This window comes from Arthrobacter sp. Y-9 (genome assembly GCF_029690065.1).
Taxonomy (GTDB): domain Bacteria; phylum Actinomycetota; class Actinomycetes; order Actinomycetales; family Micrococcaceae; genus Arthrobacter_E.
On sequence record NZ_CP121463.1, the window covers coordinates 2,311,892 to 2,328,511 of the forward strand.

Sequence of the window (16,620 nt, forward strand, 5' to 3'; positions counted from 1 at the left end):
CCTGAGGATCAGACGGTTCCGGCGCCGAGCCGGCTGAAGATGTCACCCAGCGCTCGTGCGGTCACCGCCAGGTCTTCCTCGCTCGTCTCCCGCTGGAGGCTGAAGCGCACGGCGGTGAGCGCCACATCCGCGGGAAGGCCCATGGCCGTCAGGACGGCGGACGGCTCGCTGGACCCGGCGGCACACGCCGAGCCGCTCGAACACACGATCCCCCGTCGCTCCAGCTCGAGCAGCACCGTCTCCCCCGCCACTCCAGGGAAGCAGAATGAGGCCGAACCGGGAAGCCGGTTCACGGGATCGCCCGTGAGCACCGCACCCGGGACGGCGTCCTGGACGGCGCGGATGAAGCGGTCCCGTCGATCTTCCGCGGCAGGGCCGTCCATAGTGCGGCGTTCCGACTCGGCGAGTTCCAGGGCCGTCGCGAAGGCGACCGCCCCCGCCACGTCCTCCGTCCCGGAACGCCGGTCCCTCTGCTGGCCACCGCCGTGGAGCAGCGCTTCGAACGGGGTCCGGGCCTTCAGGTACAGCACGCCGTTGCCCTTGGGGGCGCCCAGCTTGTGCCCGGCCAGGGACAGCGCGGCGACGCCCAGTCCACGGACGTCCAGCGGCAGCGCGCCGGCGGCCTGCACGGCGTCGCTGTGCAGCGGAACGCCGGCCGCCTGCGCGAGAGCCGCCAGGGCCGGAAGGTCCTGAACGGTGCCCACTTCGTTGTTCGCATACATGACACTCGCCACCGCGGTGCGCTCCCCGAGGAGAGCGCCGAACTCTTCGGCGAGGATCACACCCCGGTGGTCCACGGGAACGACATCCACCGTGAAGCCGTGCACCCTGGCGAGATACTCCGCCGATTCCGCCACCGCGGGGTGTTCGACCGCGCTGATCAGGACACGGTCGAGTCGGGGATCGCGTGCCCTGCGGGCGAGGGCGATGCCCTTCAGCGCCGCGTTGTCGGCTTCGGTGCCGCCGGAGGTGAAGAGCACCTCCGCGGGACGGCAGCCGAGCACGGCGGCCACCCGGCGTCGTGCGTCCTCCAGGACCGCCCGGGCGCTTTCGCCCACTTCGTGGTGACTCGCCGGATTGCCGAACGTGCCGGACAGGACCGGCCAGAGCGCTTGCAGCACCTCGGGGCGGACCGGGGTGGTGGCCGCCGCGTCCAGGTAGATCACGGCGTGCCCTGAGGGTGGATGTCGATGTCGAGGCCCAGGTCCAGATTGGCGACGCTGTGCGTGATCGCACCGGAGGAGATGATGTCCACTCCGGTGGCGGCGATCGCCGCGATGGTGTCCAGCCGGACGTTGCCGCTCGCCTCCACGAGCGCCCGTCCCGCCACCCGGCGCACACCCTCGGCGAGGTCCTCGAGGGAGAAGTTGTCCAGCATGATGGTGTCCACGCCGGCGGCCAGCACGGGTTCGATCATCTCCAGACCGTCGACCTCGACCTCCAGGTGCACCGTGTGGCCGAGGCGGGATTTGCCGTCCAGGAGCGCCTCGGTGATCTTCCCGGGGTCTCCACCGGTGAGGACGGCCAGGTGGTTGTCCTTCACCATGACCGCGTCGGACAGACTGTAGCGGTGATTGTGCCCGCCACCGCACCGCACGGCGTACCGTTCGAGGTTCCGCAGGCCCGGCGTCGTCTTCCGGGTGTCCACCACCCGCGCACGCGTCCCGGCCACCGCCGCCACGAGTTCCTGAGCGGCGGTGGCGATCGCGCTCATCCGCTGCATCAGATTCAGCGCGATCCGCTCGCCCAGCAGCACTGAGCGGGCCGGACCCTCGATCAGGGTCAGCCGCTCCCCCGGCTCGAACGCTTTGCCGTCCTCCACGAGCGCCGTCACCCGGACCCGGGGATCGACCAGCGCGAACACCCGCTGCACCACGGGTCCTCCGCTCAGGACGCCCGGGACCCGGGCCCGCACCACGGCCTGGGCGGTCGCCCCCAGCGGGATGAACGCCTCACTGGTGACATCGCCGTGCGCGGCGTCCTCCTCCAGCGCGGTGAGGATGACCCGGTCCAGGGCCCGTTCGTCCGGACCCACCAGGAATCCGGTGGTCAGCGTCTGGTTCATGGGGTGGGGATCCTTCCGGAAGGCGAGGGGACGACGACGGCGCGCGGCTCGGCGCGCCAGCTCAGGTGCCGCTGATCGACAGGCTGCCCGGCCGGGGCGTCCGCGCGGTGATGGGCGCCGACACTGACCTCGCGGGAGAGGGCTCCCGCCACGAGGACCCGGGCGGCGAGGAGACTGTGCCGGAAGGCGGGGGTGTTCGACCGCGCGAGCCAGCCGTCCAGCACGGACGCGGCCCGGGTCAGCCCCTCCGCGGTGCGGGACATGCCGGCCTCCGCGGTCATGAGGTGCTGCAGCGCTTCGAGGCCGGAGGCTTCAAGACTCGGGTCCTCGAGCCGTGGTGCTGCGGCGCCAGGCACAGCGGAGCCGGACGCCGGCGCGCCGCCGTCGTTGTCCTCACCGACGGCCGGCACCGGCAGCCCCGCCACACCCGCCGCCGGGTGGCGAGCAGGCCAGGGGGTTCCAGCGGAATCAGCGGAACCCGACCCTTCCGCCGAGAGCGCCTCGATGGCACGGCGGGCGAAGACGAGACCTTCCAGCAGCGAGTTGGAGGCGAGCCGGTTCGCACCGTGCACCCCGGTGCACGCCACCTCACCGGCGGCCCAGAGTCCGGGGACGGAGGTCCTGCCCCAGAGATCCGTGGCGACGCCTCCCATCCAGTAGTGGGCGGCGGGAGCCACCGGGACGGGCTCACGCTCCCAGTCGATCCCCGCGAGCGCCAGCGCGGCGCTGATGCTCGGGAAACGGCGCGCCAGGAATCCCCGGCCCTCGCGTTCCACGAGGGGCCTGGCGTCGAGGAACACCGCCCCTTCGGGGGCGCCGCGCTCAGCGAGGTGAGCGGCGACCGCCCGCGAGACCACATCGCGCGGGGCCAGCTCGGCCAGAGGGTGATAGTCCGGCATGAATCGACGGCCCTCGTCATCCAGCAGCACGGCGCCCTCGCCCCGGACGGCTTCGGAGACCAGCCAGCCGTCCTGCGCCTGGCCCGGCAGCCGCAGCGCGGTCGGGTGGAACTGCAGGAACTCCGCATCCGTCACGACCGCACCGGCCTCCAGCGCCAGGCCGACGCCCTCCCCCAGAGCCCCGGACGGATTGGTGGTCCGAGCGAAGAGACGGCCGGCGCCGCCGGTGGCCAGGAGCACTCCTGCCGCCGGCAATTCGTGGCGCATGCCGTCCCGCTCGAACACGACGCCGCGGACGCTTCCGGCATCGCGGGCATCAGGCAGGAGCGCCGTGACCCAGGCGTTCTCCACCAGGCTGACCCGTCCGGCCAGCACCTGGGCGATGACGGCCGAGACCAGGGCGCGGACGATCCCGGCGCCGGTAGCGTCCCCGCCGACGTGAAGGATCCGGGGGTGGGAGTGCGCGGCCTCCAGGCCGAGCGCCGGATCGCCGGACGCCCCGGCGTCGAAGCGCACGCCGAACCGTTCCAGATTCCGCACGTCCAGCTGGGCGCCCGAGCAGAGGATGCGGACGGCCTCCGGATCGCACAGTCCGGCCCCCGCGGCCAGCGTGTCCCGGACGTGCGCCTCCACCGAGTCGCCGGGAGCCCGGCGGGCCTCGTCCAGGACGGCGCAGATCCCGCCCTGGGCGGCGAAGCTGTTGCTCGCCTCCAACTCGCTCCGGGTCAGGAGCACCACGGGGATTCCGGCTTCGGCGGCGAGCAGCGTGGCGTAGAGGCCCGCGATCCCGGCGCCGACCACGGCGAGTCCGGCGGACGGCGCGCGACCGGCGGACGGCGTGGCGGCGTCGTCGGCTCCGGGAAGATCCGGGCGGGCTGTCATGGCCGCGCCGCCAGCATCCGTTCCAGGGCGACGCGGGCGCCCTGCTGCACGGCGTCATCCACGACGATCTGGTTCACGACCCGGCTCTGCACCAGTTCCTCCAGCACCCAGGCCAGGTAGGCGGGGTGGATGCGGTACATGGTGGAGCAGGGGCAGATCACCGGGTCGAGGCAGAAGATCGTGTGCTGCGGGTACTCGGCGGCGAGCCGGTTGACCATGTTGATCTCGGTGCCGATGGCGAAGGTCGTGGGCTCGGTGGCGGCCGCGACGGCCTTCCGGATGTGGTCGGTGGATCCGGCCGAATCGGCCGCATCCACCACCTCCATGGGGCATTCGGGGTGGACGATCACGGTCACACCCGGGTGATCCTGACGGGCCTTCTCGATCTGCGCGACGGTGAAGCGCTTGTGGACCGAGCAGAAGCCCTGCCAGAGGATGACCTCGGCCTCCTCCAGGGTGGCCTCGCTGTTGCCGCCCAGGTCCTTCCGCGGATTCCAGAGCGGCATGTGCTCGAGCGGCACGCCCAGGGCCTTCGCCGTGTTGCGGCCCAGGTGCTGGTCCGGGAAGAACAGGACCCGCTGCCCGCGCTCGAAGGCCCATTCCAGCACGGTCGCGGCGTTGGAGGAGGTGCAGACGATCCCGCCGTGCTCACCGCAGAACGCCTTGAGCGCGGCGGAGGAGTTCATGTAGGTCACCGGGATGACGGGGAGTTTGCCGTCGGCATCCGGCGCGGTGCCGTAGATCTCCTCGAGCTGCTCCCAGCACTCCTGCACGGAGTCGATGTCCGCCATGTCCGCCATGGAGCAGCCGGCCGCCAGGTTGGGGAGGATCACGGCCTGGCGGTCCGTGGAGAGGATGTCCGCGGTCTCGGCCATGAAGTGGACCCCGCAGAAGATGATCGCCTCCGCCTCGGGACGGGTCAGGGCGGCGTTCGCCAGCTGGAAGGAGTCGCCCACGAAGTCGGCGTACTTGACCACTTCGTCACGCTGGTAGAAGTGCCCCAGGATGACCGCCCGGTCTCCCAGCGCCTCTTTGGCGGCCAGGATGCGGCGGTCCAGTTCGGCGTCGCTCGCTTGCTTGTACTCGGCCGGGATCTCACCCTGCCGGGGCGTGCTCGCGGGCGCGACGTCGGCACTGGAGGCGCCCGGTCCGTACGCGGGGACGCCGCGTGCGGCCTCGGCGGCGTCGTACTCCCAGGGGCCACTGGCCAGCTCGGTGCTGCACGTGCTCTGCCCGGCGGCGCGGGACAGCGCGGCGCTTTCGGCCTGTTCGCGGGTCAGGAGCTGGATGGTGGCGTTGACGCTGCTCATGAGGGGGTCCTTGCTGTGGTCGGTGCTGTCCGGGGAGTGCTCGACGGCGCGGGGCCGGTGTAGCGGTAGAGGCGCGGCGGGCGGTGCTTGCCGCCCTGGAGGTACCGGTCGCTGGGTTCGATCCCGACGGCATTCGTGACGTGCCGCCGGAAATTCGCGGGATCGAGAGGCTTGTCCAGGACGGCCTCGTAGACCTCCCGCAACTGGGCCAGGGTGAAGTACTCGCCGAGGAAGTGGAACGCGATCGAGGCGTACTCCATCTTGTTGCGGAGCCGCCAGAGGGCGTAGTCCACGATCTCCTGGTGGTCGAAGGCCAGGTCTTCGACCTTGTCCGCCCGGAACCAGCGGACGTTCTCCTCTTCGCCGGGCAGTTCGGCCTCCTCCGACTGGACCAGCGCCCAGTAGACGATGCTCACCACGCGCTGAGCGGGTGAGCGGTGCAGGCCGCCGAAGGCGTAGAGCTGTTCCAGGTAGCGGGGAGCCAGCCCCGTGGTGTCGAGAAGGTTCCGCGAGGCGGCCTCGGGCAGCGATTCATCGTGGCGGAGAGGGCCACCCGGGAGCGCCCACTGTCCCTTGAACGGCTCCCGGATCCGGCGGACCAGGGGAAGCCAGAGCGTCGGACGACCGGAGGTCTCGCTGGGTTTCAGCGCGAAGATGACCGTGGAGATCGCCAGCCCGGGCGCCGCGAGGCGACGTTCCTCCACATTGCCGACCGGGTTGGCCTGCACGGGGACCGTCAAGGGCTGCCACTGATCCATCGGCTCTCCTTTCCCGGGATTCCGGTTCCTCGGCGTCTCAGTCGAGTTAAAGTCACTATGACTATAACTGAGGATAGACCTCCACCGGCCCGACGGACAAGCGGATGAAGCGGGCCCTTCGGGGCTGCTGTTCCGTCCCGGGCGAGCGGTAGAGTGACTTCACGGGCCGGCCCAGGCCCCGGACCCCGACGACGGCGCCCCGGAGGCGACCGGCGCGACGGCCGCGAGATCACCCAGGAGGGACACGGACATGACCCGGCACGCAGGCCAGAACCAGCCGCACACCGTGGAGGGACGCGACCCAGGGCTCAACGTCGAAGTGTTCCGCGGTGACACCGACGCCGGCCTGCCGCCCATCCTGCTCGTGCACGGCTTCTCGTCCAGCATCGAGCTCAACTGGGTTCAGAGCGGCTGGATCCGGGATCTCCTGAAGGCCGGCCGCTGGGCGATCGCCGTGGACCTCCCCGGCCACGGGCACAGCGAAGCTCCCGCGGACATGGACTCCTACTCCCCCGGCAAGATCCGCGCCGATCTGCTGCAGGCAGTGACCGACGTCGGCGCCCGCCCCTTGCGCGACGGCGACCCGAGCAGCGGCCTCGACGTGATCGGCTACTCACTCGGCGGGCGCATCGGCTGGGAGATCGCCGGCACCCAGCGCGGGCTCGTCCGGCGCGCGGTGCTCGGCGGCCCGAGCCACAACGACCCGCTCGCGGAGTTCGACGTCGTGGCCGCTCAGCGTCACCTCGCTGACGGCACTCCGATCGCCGACGCGTCCACCGCGGCGCTGCTCACCATGGCACAGCTCGTGCCGAGCAACAACATCTTCGCGTTCCTGCAGCTGATCGAGGCGGCGAAGGTCGAGCCGTTCGACCCCGAGGACGCCGTGCCCCATCAGGACGTGCTCCTCGCGGCGGGTTCGGAGGATCCCCGCGCGGCGTCCCTCCCCACCCTCGCGGCCCTGGTCGAGGAGGCGGGCGGCCATGCCGAGACCCTGCTGATCCCGGGCCGGAATCACACGAACGCCGTCACCAGCCGGGTCTTCAAGGAAGCCGCGCTCGAGTTCCTGTCCCGCTGATCACGGGCCGCCCTGCCCAGTGCGTTGAGTGCTCAGTTGTTGCGGGTTCCGACGCCCAGGACCCGCAACTACTGAGCACTCAAGGAGAAACGGAACTCAAGGGCGAAGCACCCTTCAGCGGGACAGGGCCTTGAGGATCCACCCGGCCACCAGGCCGAGCAGCATGAGCAGCAGCGCGGCCGAGCCGGACACCAGGAACGCCGGATGCGAACCGCCGGCCTGCGCCGCGGCGCCCGCCACGGCATAACCGAGAGCCGTCCCGGCGACGATCCCGCTCGAGAGGGCGGTCATGACGGTCGACATGCGCGCCGCGGGAGCCACCTGGGCGCCGATCGCGAACACGGTGACCATGAGCGGCCCCACCGCGACACCCAGCACGAGCAGCACCGGGATGATGCTGCCGAAGGTGAGCGGCAGCAGGAGCAGCGCGCTGCCCGCCGTGAGCAGCAGGGCGCAGAACACCCACCGTGCGCCGTGGCGGAACTTCTCGGGCCAGGCCGCGATGGACAGCGCCATGACCGCGGAGCTGAGCCCCATGGCCGAATAGAGCAGGCCCGCGAGTTCCGGGTTGGCGAACTCACCGGCGAAAGCGCTGAGTGCGGCTTGAGTGCCGCCGAAGAAGGTGCCCATGCAGACCATGGCCAGCACTGCGACGACGACCATCGCCAGACGCAGGCGGCCCGCACCGTCGGGGGCTTCCGCCGTCGTCGTGCCGGCCGGCGCGTTCCGCGTGCCCTGCACGGCAGTGACGCTCGGATGGAGGGCGAAGAGCGGGACGAGGACCAGGGTGAGGAGCGCGGCGAGCGCGAGCGGCAGCCAGGGCGCGAGGAACGCCGCCAGGACACCGACCAGGGCGGGACCGAGCACGAAGGTGAGTTCGTCCGTGGTGCCCTCGAAGGACATGGCGACGTCGTTCATACCGGCACGCGAACCGCGCTTCCGTGCGATGAGCGCGAGCCAGCGCACCCTGGAGAGCGGTCCGACCTGCGGAGACGTGAAGCCGCCCGCGAAGGCCGCCGCCACGATCCACGGCACGGAAGGATCCTGCGAGGTGAGGCAGGCTCCGAGAAGAAGGGCCAGCGAGAGGACGTTGGCGGCCGCGTAGCCGAGGAGCACGGGACGCTGCCCCAGGCGGTCGGCGAGCATGCCGACCAAGGGCGCGCCCACCGCGGAGCCGATGCCGACCGCTCCGGCGGCCAGCCCGGCCGAGGCGTAGGAGTGCGTCACCGCCGTGACGAGGCTCATGGTTCCGATGGTGAGCATGGCCAGCGGCAGGCGGGCCAGCATGGTGAGGAAGATGTACCAGCCACCGCTGAGGCGCGGGAGCTGCGCGTACTGCCGGAACATGCCGACGATGCGCTCCCAGGCGGAGACCGGGGATGCCGCCACGGAGGGGCGGTCTTCAGAGGTACGGGAGGGTGCTGTCATGCGCAGGACTCCTGGAAGGTGATACTGCAGAACGCAGTGCGCACCGTCCCTGCCACCCGATGCGCCCGACCCTTTGTACTCCCTCCAGTATACCGGCGTTCCCGTCCCCGCAGCGCGTCAGAGTGTCAGCCGTCCCCTATAGGCTGGGGGCTGCGAATGCATCCTGGCGACGTGGAAGGAACGCGCACATGCACGAGGTGGTTTGCCCCCATTGCGGGAAGGCCTTCACGATCGATGAGGCGGGCTACGCCGAGATCGTCCGGCAGGTCCGGGACCGTGAGTTCGAGGAGCAGCTGCATCAGCGGCTCGAGCTGGCCGAGAAGGAGAAGGCCGCGGCGGTCGAGCTTGCCGAGTCCCGGATGGCTCAGGAGCTTCAGAAGTCCGCCAGCGCCAAGGACACCCAGATCCAGGATCTGAAGGCACGGCTCGAAGCCGAGGAGACCGCGCGCCGCCTCGCCGTCGCGGAGGCCCTGGGCGATGTGGAGAAGCAGCGCGACGCCCTCCAGAGCGAGCTCCAGCAGGCCCGGCGTGACCAGCAGACCGCCACCGAACTGCTCGAGGCGAAGCTGCGCAGTGAACTGCAGGCCGCGGCCGCCGCCAAGGACGCGGAGATCCAGAACCTCAAAGCGAAGCTCGACGCCGGCGAGACCGCCCGGCGGCTGGCGATCACCGAAGCGGTGGGCAACGTCGAGAAGGACCGCGATGCGCTCCGCAACGAGCTGGAGCGCGCGGCCCTGGAGAAGAAGCTCGCGGAGCAGGCGCTCAAGGACAAGTACGAGACCCAGCTGAGGGACCGGGACGACGCGATCGAGCGACTGCGGGACATGAAGGCCCGCCTCTCCACCAAGATGGTGGGCGAGACGCTGGAACAGCACTGCGAGACCGAGTTCAACCGCCTGCGGGCCACCGCGTTCCCGCGCGCGTACTTCGAGAAGGACAACGACGCGCGAAGCGGCAGCAAGGGCGACTACATCTTCCGCGACAGCGATGAGAACGGCACCGAGATCGTCTCCATCATGTTCGAGATGAAGAACGAGAACGACGGCACGGCCACCAAGCACAAGAACGAGGACTTCCTCAAGGAACTCGACCGGGACCGCGCCGAGAAGGGCTGCGAGTACGGCGTGCTGGTCAGTCTCCTCGAAGCCGACAGCGAGCTGTACAACGGCGGGATCGTGGACGTCTCCCACCGCTACCCGAAGATGTACGTGGTGCGGCCGCAGTTCTTCATCCCGATCATCACCCTGCTCCGCAATGCCGCCCTGAATTCTCTGAAGTACAAGACCGAGCTGGAGCTCGTCCGGGCTCAGAACATCGACATCACGGACTTCGAGGACCAGCTGGAGGACTTCAAGAGCCGCTTCGGCAAGAACTACGAGCTGGCGTCACGGCGCTTCCACGAGGCCATCGACCAGATCGACAAGTCGATCGCGCAATTGCAGAAGGTCAAGGAGTCGCTGCTCGGATCGGAGCGGAACCTGCGGCTGGCCAATGACAAGGCGCAGGATGTGACCATCAAGAAGCTCACCCGCGGCAATCCGACCATGGCGGCCAAGTTCGCCGAGCTGTCCCGGCCGGACGGCCCGGAACAGCCCACACTGGAGTAGCGCGGGCTGCCCCGGGCGGGCTGCCCCGGGCGGGCTGGCCCTCCTGCGGGCCGGGCGCCCGGGCACCCAGCCGGCCGGCGTCGCCCCCTAGTCCACCGGCGACACCCGGATCAGATTGCCGTCCGGGTCGGCGATGACGAAGGTGCGTCCGAAGACGTCGTCGTGCGGCTCCTCCAGGACCGTGACGCCCTTCGCGACCCACCGCGCGTACACCGCATCCACGGCCTCCGCCGAGCCGGGGACCATGAACCCGATCTCGCTCGTCCGCGGCGTGCTCGGAACGGCGTGTTCGCTGCGGCCGGTCCACAGCGCGAACAGCACGCCCGGGGCAGCTTCGAACGCGACGTAGCGAGGGCTCGTGAAGGTGGGGGCGACGTCGAACAGGTCGCTGTAGAAGGCGGTGGACGCCTCGGCATCGCGAACGTAGAACAGGAACAGATTCGGTGCGGACATGAGAACTCCTCGGGTCGCTGTTGGCCGGTACAGGACCATCAGATCCTCAAACACGACACCATCTGTCACCTTTTCTGCGAGGATTGCTGTCCATGAAGGCTTCGCGGCTGCTGCATCTCCTCCTCCTGCTCCAGGTCCGCCAGCGCGTCACCACCACGGAGCTCGCGGAGCGCCTGGAGGTGTCGCGACGGACCATTCTGCGGGACGTCGAGGCGCTCTCCACGGCGGGGGTTCCGGTGTATGCGGAACGCGGACGCGCGGGCGGGATCGTCCTGCTCTCCGATGCCCGGCTCAACGCCTCCCACCTGGATCCGACGGAATTGGAGGCGCTGTCCTTGACGGGACTGGACGCGGCGCAGCTCGACGCTCTCGGACTGTCCTCCGCGCACCAGGCGGCCGCACGCAAGATCGCCGCGCGGGCCGCCGCGAACCCGGGCGCCCGGGAGCCGGCCCGCCTGGCTGATCTGGTTCATGTCGAGAGCACGGCCTGGTTCGCCGATCCCGGCGCGGGAGCCGACGTCGCGGATCTCGCATGGGCTCTCCGCTCCGGCCACCGCTTGCGGATCGAGTACCGGCGCAGCGCGGAGGCGAAGCCGTCCTCGCTCGATGTGGACCCGTACGGAATCGTCGCGAAATCGGGGCGCTGGTACCTCGTCGCGGACGCCGACGGGGAGGGCCGCCTGTTCGCCCTGGAACGGCTCACCGACTACGCGATGCTGGAGACCCCGGCACGACTGCGCGACGGCGAGACCCTGCGGACCGCATGGACGGCCCTGAAGGAACGCACCGAGGGGTCCGGACGGGTGCGCGTGACGGTCCGTCTGCGGGCGAGCCGGCTCGACCTGGCCCGGCGGATCCTCGGGTCGCGGCTGGAGACCGTCGAGCCTTCCGAGGCCGAAGGACAGGACGGCTGGTGCACCGCGGTGCTGCTCTATCCGGACCTTGAATCGGTGCGGCAGCTGCTCCAGTTCGGGGACCATCTCGAAGTCCTCTCCCCCGCCGGCGCCCGCGACGTCATCCACCGCCTCGCGGAGGACCTGGCCCTGCGGCACGCGCCGATTCGTCCCGGGAACACCTGACGCCGGAAACGCGCAGAGGCCGCCGACCTGATGGTCGGCGGCCCCTGCTGCGAGGGAAGCGGGTTACTTCTTGTCGAAGAAGTCCCGGGCCTCCTCATGCTCGGCGGCGGCGCGGGCGCTCTCGGCCTTCTCCTGGGGAGCCTCCTCCACCACGGTCTCCTGCGCAGCCTCCTGCGCGACGACGCCGGTCCCAGCCTCCGCCGGCAGGCCGGCCTCCGCGGCGCGGACTTCCTCCGCTGCCGCGAGGTCGGCGCCGGTGACCGTGATGAGCCGGGCGACCATGCCCGTCAGCAGGGCGCCGGCGAGCGGTGCGACCCAGAAGAGCCACTGCTGTTCAAGAGCCCACGGCTCGGCGAAGATGGCCGTGGCCAAAGCCCGCACCGGGTTGAACTGGCTGTTCGACAGACCCTGGGCGAACTGGCCCAGGACGGCGAGGGCCAGGCCCACGGAGACGGCCGCGGCGGGGATGTTGCGGTTCTTGCCATCCTTGCTCGCGGCCAGGTACACCGCCGCCAGCACGGCGGCGCCGACGATTTCCACGAGGAGGACGCCGGGCAGCTGCACCGAGAACGGCGAGTGTTCGGCGTAACCCGCGGCGACGAAGCGGAACGAGCTGTCGACCTTGATGCCCGGGATGTTGCGGAGCACGGCCGCGAGCGCCAGCGCGGCACCCAGGGCGCCGACCAGCTGCGCGAGAAGGTAGACGATCGCGTCACGCCAGGCCGACCGTCCGGCGACGGCGGAGGCGAGGGTCAGCACCGGGTTGAAATGACCGCCGCTGACGCGCCCCAGGGCGTACATCGCCGCGATGGTCGCCAGACCGGTGGCGATGGGGCCGGGGAACAGCGCGAGTGAGGTGTTGGTGAACATCACCACGCCCGCACCGGCCAAGACCACCAGGAAGGTGCCCAGGACCTCGGCTCCGGCGCGCAGCAGCAGGCTGTGTGCCGGCTTCTGTCCGCTGCCGGGAATCGTACGGATGGCCGTTTCGGCGCGCTCAGCGTCGACGGAAGTCATGAATGTCCTGTCCTTCGAATGTCAGCTTGATGTGGTGCGCGGCAAGGTTCCGGCCACGCGGGCCCCCTCACCATGGCATCACTGCCTGGGAACCCCCTGTAGCTCCAAGTCTAGTGCCAGGGGTCCCCGGGCTGAGCTCTGCGAAGTTGGGGGCAGGCACTGGACGGTCACGAGGACGGTCTGCCGCCCGACGCATATCGCGTGCAGTCCGGACATCTCGACAGCAGATCATGGGTGCACCCGAGGACATGCTCAAGGTATCGCTCGGCGTCCTCCAGCTGCGAACGCTGCGAACGGATCCGTGCCAGCCGGTCTCCGATGACTTCGGCGCGCCCGGCCTCGTCGCGATGCAGGATGAGCCGGATCTCCGCCAGACTCATCCCTACTTCCTGGCACGCCCGCACGACGCGCAGCCGGGTGACCTGATCGGAGGTGTACTCCCGGTGTCCCGACGGGGCTCGGTCCGGCACAACGACGCCCATCTCGTCCCAGTGTCGGAGGACATGCGCGTCGACCCCGGCTTCTTTCGCGGCCATCCCGATCTTCATCCCGGACCACCTTTCCTTGACCTCAGGTTGACCTGAGATTTTACCGTGGCCTCATGACCATCCATGATCCAGTCCTGCCGGAACCGACCATCGTGACCGTTGACGGCCACGCCATTGCGACGCGCGTGCTGGAACCGCCCGGACCATCCCGGGGTGACATCGTGTTCTGCCACGGCACGCCCTGGTCGTCCGCCGTATGGGGTCAAGTCGCCCAAGACCTGCGGCGGGATCACCGTGTCTTTCTCTGGGACATGCCCGGCTACGGCGGCTCCGCGAAGGGACCCTCGGTGTCCACCAGCCTCCGGGCTCAGGCGCCGCGGCTCGTGGAGCTCCTTGACCGATGGCACATCGAACGACCCCACGTCGTCGCCCATGACATCGGCGGGGCTGTCGCCCTCGGCGCTCACCTCGTCCACGGGGCGGAGTACTCGGATCTCCTGCTGTGGGACATCGTCACGCTCGAACCGTGGGGATCCCCGTTCTTCCGCCTGGTATCGGATCACTCCGAGGTCTTCACGGAGCTTCCATCCAACCTCCATGCCGCCCTGGTCCAGGAGTACATCTCCGGAGCACTGGCCCGAGACCTCCCCGCTGAGGCCCTGCATCGGCTCGTGTCACCCTGGCTGGGCGAGCCGGGCCAAAGCGCGTTCTATCGGCAGATCGCGTCGCTGAGCGCCGAAGACACCCGGCCCCTGGCCGAACGCCTCGGGTCGGTCCGCTGCCCCACCCACATCGGCTGGGGCGCACAGGACCAGTGGATCCCGCTCGAGCAGGCTTACCGGCTCCAATCGCTTCTTGCCGGCAGACCGGAGATCACCGTTCTTGACGACGTCGGCCATCTCGCTCCGTATGAAGATGCTTCCGCGGTGTCGGCGGTCATCCGGGGCTGGCTTGCGGCCCTCCAGTATCACTCCCCCTCAGCGCACGAGCATCACGGCGACCGCACTGCACGCCAGAAGGCACACGGCCGCTGAACTGCCGGCGACGGCGAGCGCCCGGGGCGCCCCTTCGCCGTCGCGCAGGTGCCGCACGCGGAGGACCGCGAAGGTGCACACCACGACGGTGGCGGCTGCCGCGGCGGCAACGGCGACGCCGTTCACCACGGTCACGGCGCCACTCCCGTCGGCACGGGGGAACAGCCAGGACCGCAGGATGAAGAAGTCCACCACCAACAGGGAGAGGAGAGTCCGTCGCCAGGCGAGCGCGGTACGCTGCGGCTGGAGCCCCGGGTCCCGCTCGGTGTCCTCCATACTCAGTGCCGCACCACGATCAGCACGGCCAGGACCATCGCGGCCAGCACGACCACCACGCTCATGACGAGCAGGATCCAGGAGAACGGCAGCTCCCGCCCTTGACGCATGGCGTCCTCGGCCTGAGCCCAGCGGCGGTACGCCATCCCGGCCAGTCCCGCGCCGATCAGCGCCAGGACCACGCACAGCGTGATGCGAAGGAACACCGGGGCGATCCCGGGCGCCAGCTGGTCGACGGCGACCGCCCCGGCAAGCAGTGCCAGCGACGTCCGGAGCCATGCCAGGAAGGTCCGTTCATTGGCCAGGGAGAAGCGGTAGTCAGGGGCAGTGCCACGCTGCCGCCACCGAGGTTGTCGCATGAACCAAGGGTACCGGCGCAGCGATGCCGGGCCGTGCGCCGGGCGCCCTTGCGGGACGATAGATTGGCACCATGGCAATCGCATCGAAGATCCGCGGCTCACTCCTGGGCGGCGCCCTCGGGGACGCTCTCGGCTACGTGGTCGAGTTCGACCGGACCCCCGTCATCCGCGAGCGCTTCGGCGCCGAAGGCTTGCAGGGGTTCGAGCAGCTGAGCGGGCCCGTCGACTTCTCCGATGACACCCAGATGACCCTGTACAGCGCGGACGGCCTCTCGGAGGTGCTCGCCTGGGCCCGTGACGGCGTGGCAGCCGACGAACTGGCTTGCGTGTGGCTCGCCTATCTCCGCTGGCTGGACACACAGGGCGTCGAGCTGCCGGACTCCGCGCCGCACCCGCAGCCCCGATGGATCGACGGCCAGGAGATCCTCCGCCATCAGCGACACCCCGGCAACGCCTGCCTGACGGGCCTCTCGACCGGCCAGATGGGCACCCCGGCCCGCCCCGTCAATCCCGACAGCAAGGGCTGCGGCACCGTCATGCGGTCCGCCCCGTTCGGCCTGGTCCCCCAGCTGGCTCCCGAGGCGGTGCTGCGCCTGAGCGCCGACGCCGCATCCCTCACGCATGGGCACCCGTCCGCCCGGCAGTCGGCCGCGCACTTCTCGCTCCTCATTCAGGAACTCCTGCTCGGAGCATCGCTCGATGATGCGGTCGCCGCGCTGGCGGCGCGGCTCCGGGAGGACCCCGCGACCGACCCGGCCCTGCTGCTCCGCGTCTCCCGCGCCCTGGAGCTCGCGGCCGAAGGCCGCATTCTGACGCCCGAGCACCTATGCGCTGAGCTCGGCGAGGGATGGGTGGCGGAGGAAGCGCTCGCCATCGCGCTGTACGCCGTGCTGGCCACCCATCCCACGGGTGATGCTTCCGGCACGACGACGCCGGGCGCCGGCGCCGCGGACGCTCAGCCGACGGCCGGGCAGTCCGCCGTGGCGCAGGCCCAGCGGCACTTCCGCGCCGCCGTCGCACTGGCGGTGAATCATGACGGTGACTCCGATTCCACGGCGTCCCTGGCCGGCAACATCCTCGGCGTGCTGTACGGCGAAGAGGCGCTTCCGGAGGCCTGGCTGAGTGGCGTCACGGGTCTGGACGTGGTCGGGCACATCGCGGACGAACTCGCCCGGCTCGTCGCGGAGTAGGGCGCAGGGGAGCTCGCAGAGCAACCCGCACTGCGGCCCACACCTCTCAGCGGGCCCTGCACTCAGCGGCCCACACCTCTCAGCGCGTCGGCACACCCGAGGTCTGCGGCAATGCCATGCCGAGACCCTGGTACAGCTCCTCGACCGAGCCGGCGCCCTGCCGGGTGGCGATGTCCACCAGGATCCCCGCGCAGGCCCGGGCGTCCTCCGCCGGGTCGTGATGGTTGACCAGGGGCACGCCCGCCTGGTGCGCCGCGAACGGCAACGAGTTGGACGGCAGGCTGTAGCACCGGCGCGAGAGCACCACGGTGCAGGCGTAGCGGTACCGCGGCGCACGCTCCCCCGAAACCCTGAGCGCGGCGTCGATGACGCCCAGGTCGAAGGCGGCGTTGTGAGCCACCACCACGTCATCCCCGATGAACTCCTGAATGCGCGGGAACAGCTCCAGGAAGCGGGGTTCCCCGGCCACTTCATGCGGGTGGATGCCGTGGATCGCTATATTGCGGGGGTCGAAATGGTCGTGCCCCGCGGGCGGCCGGATCAGGAAGCAGTCCTCTTCCACCACGAGGCCGTCACGGACCCGGGTCATCCCCAGGGCACAAGGAGAGCCCCAGAATCCGTTCGCGGTCTCGAAGTCGATCGCGGTGAAATTCAGGGGCACTCCTCAAGCCTACGCCTTCGCGCCGATCCTCCGGGTCAG

At 70.2% G+C, this 16,620-nt stretch carries 16 protein-coding genes and 1 pseudogene; 5 read left to right on the top strand and 12 right to left on the bottom strand.

Annotated elements, in window-relative coordinates:
* Positions 1-8: 8 nt before the first annotated feature.
* Genes P9849_RS10390 through P9849_RS10410 form a run of 5 tightly spaced genes read right to left on the bottom strand, consistent with a single transcriptional unit; the run spans position 9 to position 5,914 of the window.
* Entirely contained in the window at positions 9-1,166 is a 1,158-nt protein-coding gene (locus P9849_RS10390; RefSeq protein WP_278266729.1) for a cysteine desulfurase family protein, read from the bottom strand.
* On the bottom strand, positions 1,163-2,065 hold the full coding sequence (nadC, locus tag P9849_RS10395; RefSeq protein WP_278266730.1) for a carboxylating nicotinate-nucleotide diphosphorylase: 903 nt from the start codon (positions 2,063-2,065) through the stop codon (positions 1,163-1,165). Before nadC ends, P9849_RS10390 begins: the two co-directional genes overlap by 4 nt.
* Positions 2,062-3,846 (bottom strand): FAD-binding protein, encoded by a 1,785-nt coding sequence (locus tag P9849_RS10400; RefSeq protein WP_278266731.1) that lies wholly within the window; start codon positions 3,844-3,846, stop codon positions 2,062-2,064. Before P9849_RS10400 ends, nadC begins: the two co-directional genes overlap by 4 nt.
* Positions 3,843-5,156, bottom strand: a complete 1,314-nt coding sequence (gene nadA / locus P9849_RS10405) for a quinolinate synthase NadA (protein ID WP_278266732.1) — start codon at positions 5,154-5,156, stop codon at positions 3,843-3,845. The genes P9849_RS10400 and nadA overlap by 4 nt, the downstream gene beginning before the upstream one ends.
* Positions 5,153-5,914, bottom strand: a complete 762-nt coding sequence (locus P9849_RS10410; protein ID WP_278266733.1) for an NUDIX domain-containing protein — start codon at positions 5,912-5,914, stop codon at positions 5,153-5,155. The genes nadA and P9849_RS10410 overlap by 4 nt, the downstream gene beginning before the upstream one ends.
* A gap of 250 nt (positions 5,915-6,164) precedes the next feature.
* On the opposite strand from P9849_RS10410, the gene P9849_RS10415 reads away from it, so the two are divergent.
* A complete protein-coding gene (locus P9849_RS10415; RefSeq protein ID WP_278266734.1) occupies positions 6,165-6,989 on the top strand; it encodes an alpha/beta fold hydrolase in 825 nt (274 codons plus the stop codon).
* A gap of 114 nt (positions 6,990-7,103) precedes the next feature.
* Here the strand turns inward: P9849_RS10415 and P9849_RS10420 are convergent, their stop codons facing one another.
* On the bottom strand, positions 7,104-8,417 hold the full coding sequence (locus tag P9849_RS10420) for an MFS transporter (RefSeq protein ID WP_278266735.1): 1,314 nt from the start codon (positions 8,415-8,417) through the stop codon (positions 7,104-7,106).
* 188 nt (positions 8,418-8,605) lie between these two features.
* Between P9849_RS10420 and P9849_RS10425 the strand changes: the two genes are divergently transcribed.
* The gene (locus P9849_RS10425; protein ID WP_278266736.1) at positions 8,606-10,024 is read left to right on the top strand and encodes a DUF2130 domain-containing protein; all 1,419 of its coding nucleotides are present in this window, start codon (positions 8,606-8,608) and stop codon (positions 10,022-10,024) included.
* 87 nt (positions 10,025-10,111) lie between these two features.
* On the opposite strand, the gene P9849_RS10430 is transcribed toward P9849_RS10425, so the two are convergent.
* The gene (locus tag P9849_RS10430; protein WP_278266737.1) at positions 10,112-10,477 is read right to left on the bottom strand and encodes a VOC family protein; all 366 of its coding nucleotides are present in this window, start codon (positions 10,475-10,477) and stop codon (positions 10,112-10,114) included.
* Positions 10,478-10,569: 92 nt separating this feature from the next.
* On the opposite strand from P9849_RS10430, the gene P9849_RS10435 reads away from it, so the two are divergent.
* A complete protein-coding gene (locus P9849_RS10435) occupies positions 10,570-11,556 on the top strand; it encodes a WYL domain-containing protein (RefSeq protein WP_278266738.1) in 987 nt (328 codons plus the stop codon).
* Positions 11,557-11,619: 63 nt separating this feature from the next.
* Here P9849_RS10435 and P9849_RS10440 read toward each other — a convergent pair whose 3' ends face one another.
* Complete coding sequence (locus P9849_RS10440; RefSeq protein WP_278266739.1) at positions 11,620-12,573, bottom strand: aquaporin; 954 nt, start codon at positions 12,571-12,573, stop codon at positions 11,620-11,622.
* Between the two features lie 167 nt (positions 12,574-12,740).
* Complete coding sequence (locus P9849_RS10445; RefSeq protein ID WP_278266740.1) at positions 12,741-13,121, bottom strand: MerR family transcriptional regulator; 381 nt, start codon at positions 13,119-13,121, stop codon at positions 12,741-12,743.
* A 53-nt stretch (positions 13,122-13,174) separates the two neighbouring features.
* Here P9849_RS10445 and P9849_RS10450 point away from each other — a divergent pair, with 53 nt between their 5' ends.
* Positions 13,175-14,095 carry an alpha/beta hydrolase gene (locus tag P9849_RS10450; RefSeq protein ID WP_278266741.1) on the top strand — a complete coding sequence of 307 codons (921 nt, stop codon included), beginning with the start codon at positions 13,175-13,177 and terminating at the stop codon, positions 14,093-14,095.
* Here the strand turns inward: P9849_RS10450 and P9849_RS10455 are convergent.
* A complete protein-coding gene (locus P9849_RS10455) occupies positions 14,039-14,371 on the bottom strand; it encodes a DUF202 domain-containing protein (protein WP_278266742.1) in 333 nt (110 codons plus the stop codon). The two genes, P9849_RS10450 and P9849_RS10455, sit on opposite strands and share 57 nt — an antisense overlap.
* Before the next feature lie 2 nt (positions 14,372-14,373).
* Entirely contained in the window at positions 14,374-14,730 is a 357-nt protein-coding gene (locus tag P9849_RS10460; protein ID WP_082723999.1) for a DUF202 domain-containing protein, read from the bottom strand.
* Between the two features lie 71 nt (positions 14,731-14,801).
* On the opposite strand from P9849_RS10460, the gene P9849_RS10465 reads away from it, so the two are divergent.
* Positions 14,802-15,920, top strand: coding sequence for an ADP-ribosylglycohydrolase family protein (locus tag P9849_RS10465; protein ID WP_278266743.1), 1,119 nt, complete (start codon positions 14,802-14,804; stop codon positions 15,918-15,920).
* Positions 15,921-16,023: 103 nt separating this feature from the next.
* On the opposite strand, the pseudogene P9849_RS10470 reads toward P9849_RS10465, so the two are convergent.
* Positions 16,024-16,581, bottom strand: a pseudogene (locus tag P9849_RS10470) (3'-5' exonuclease); the annotation flags it as partial.
* Positions 16,582-16,620 lie beyond the last annotated feature (39 nt).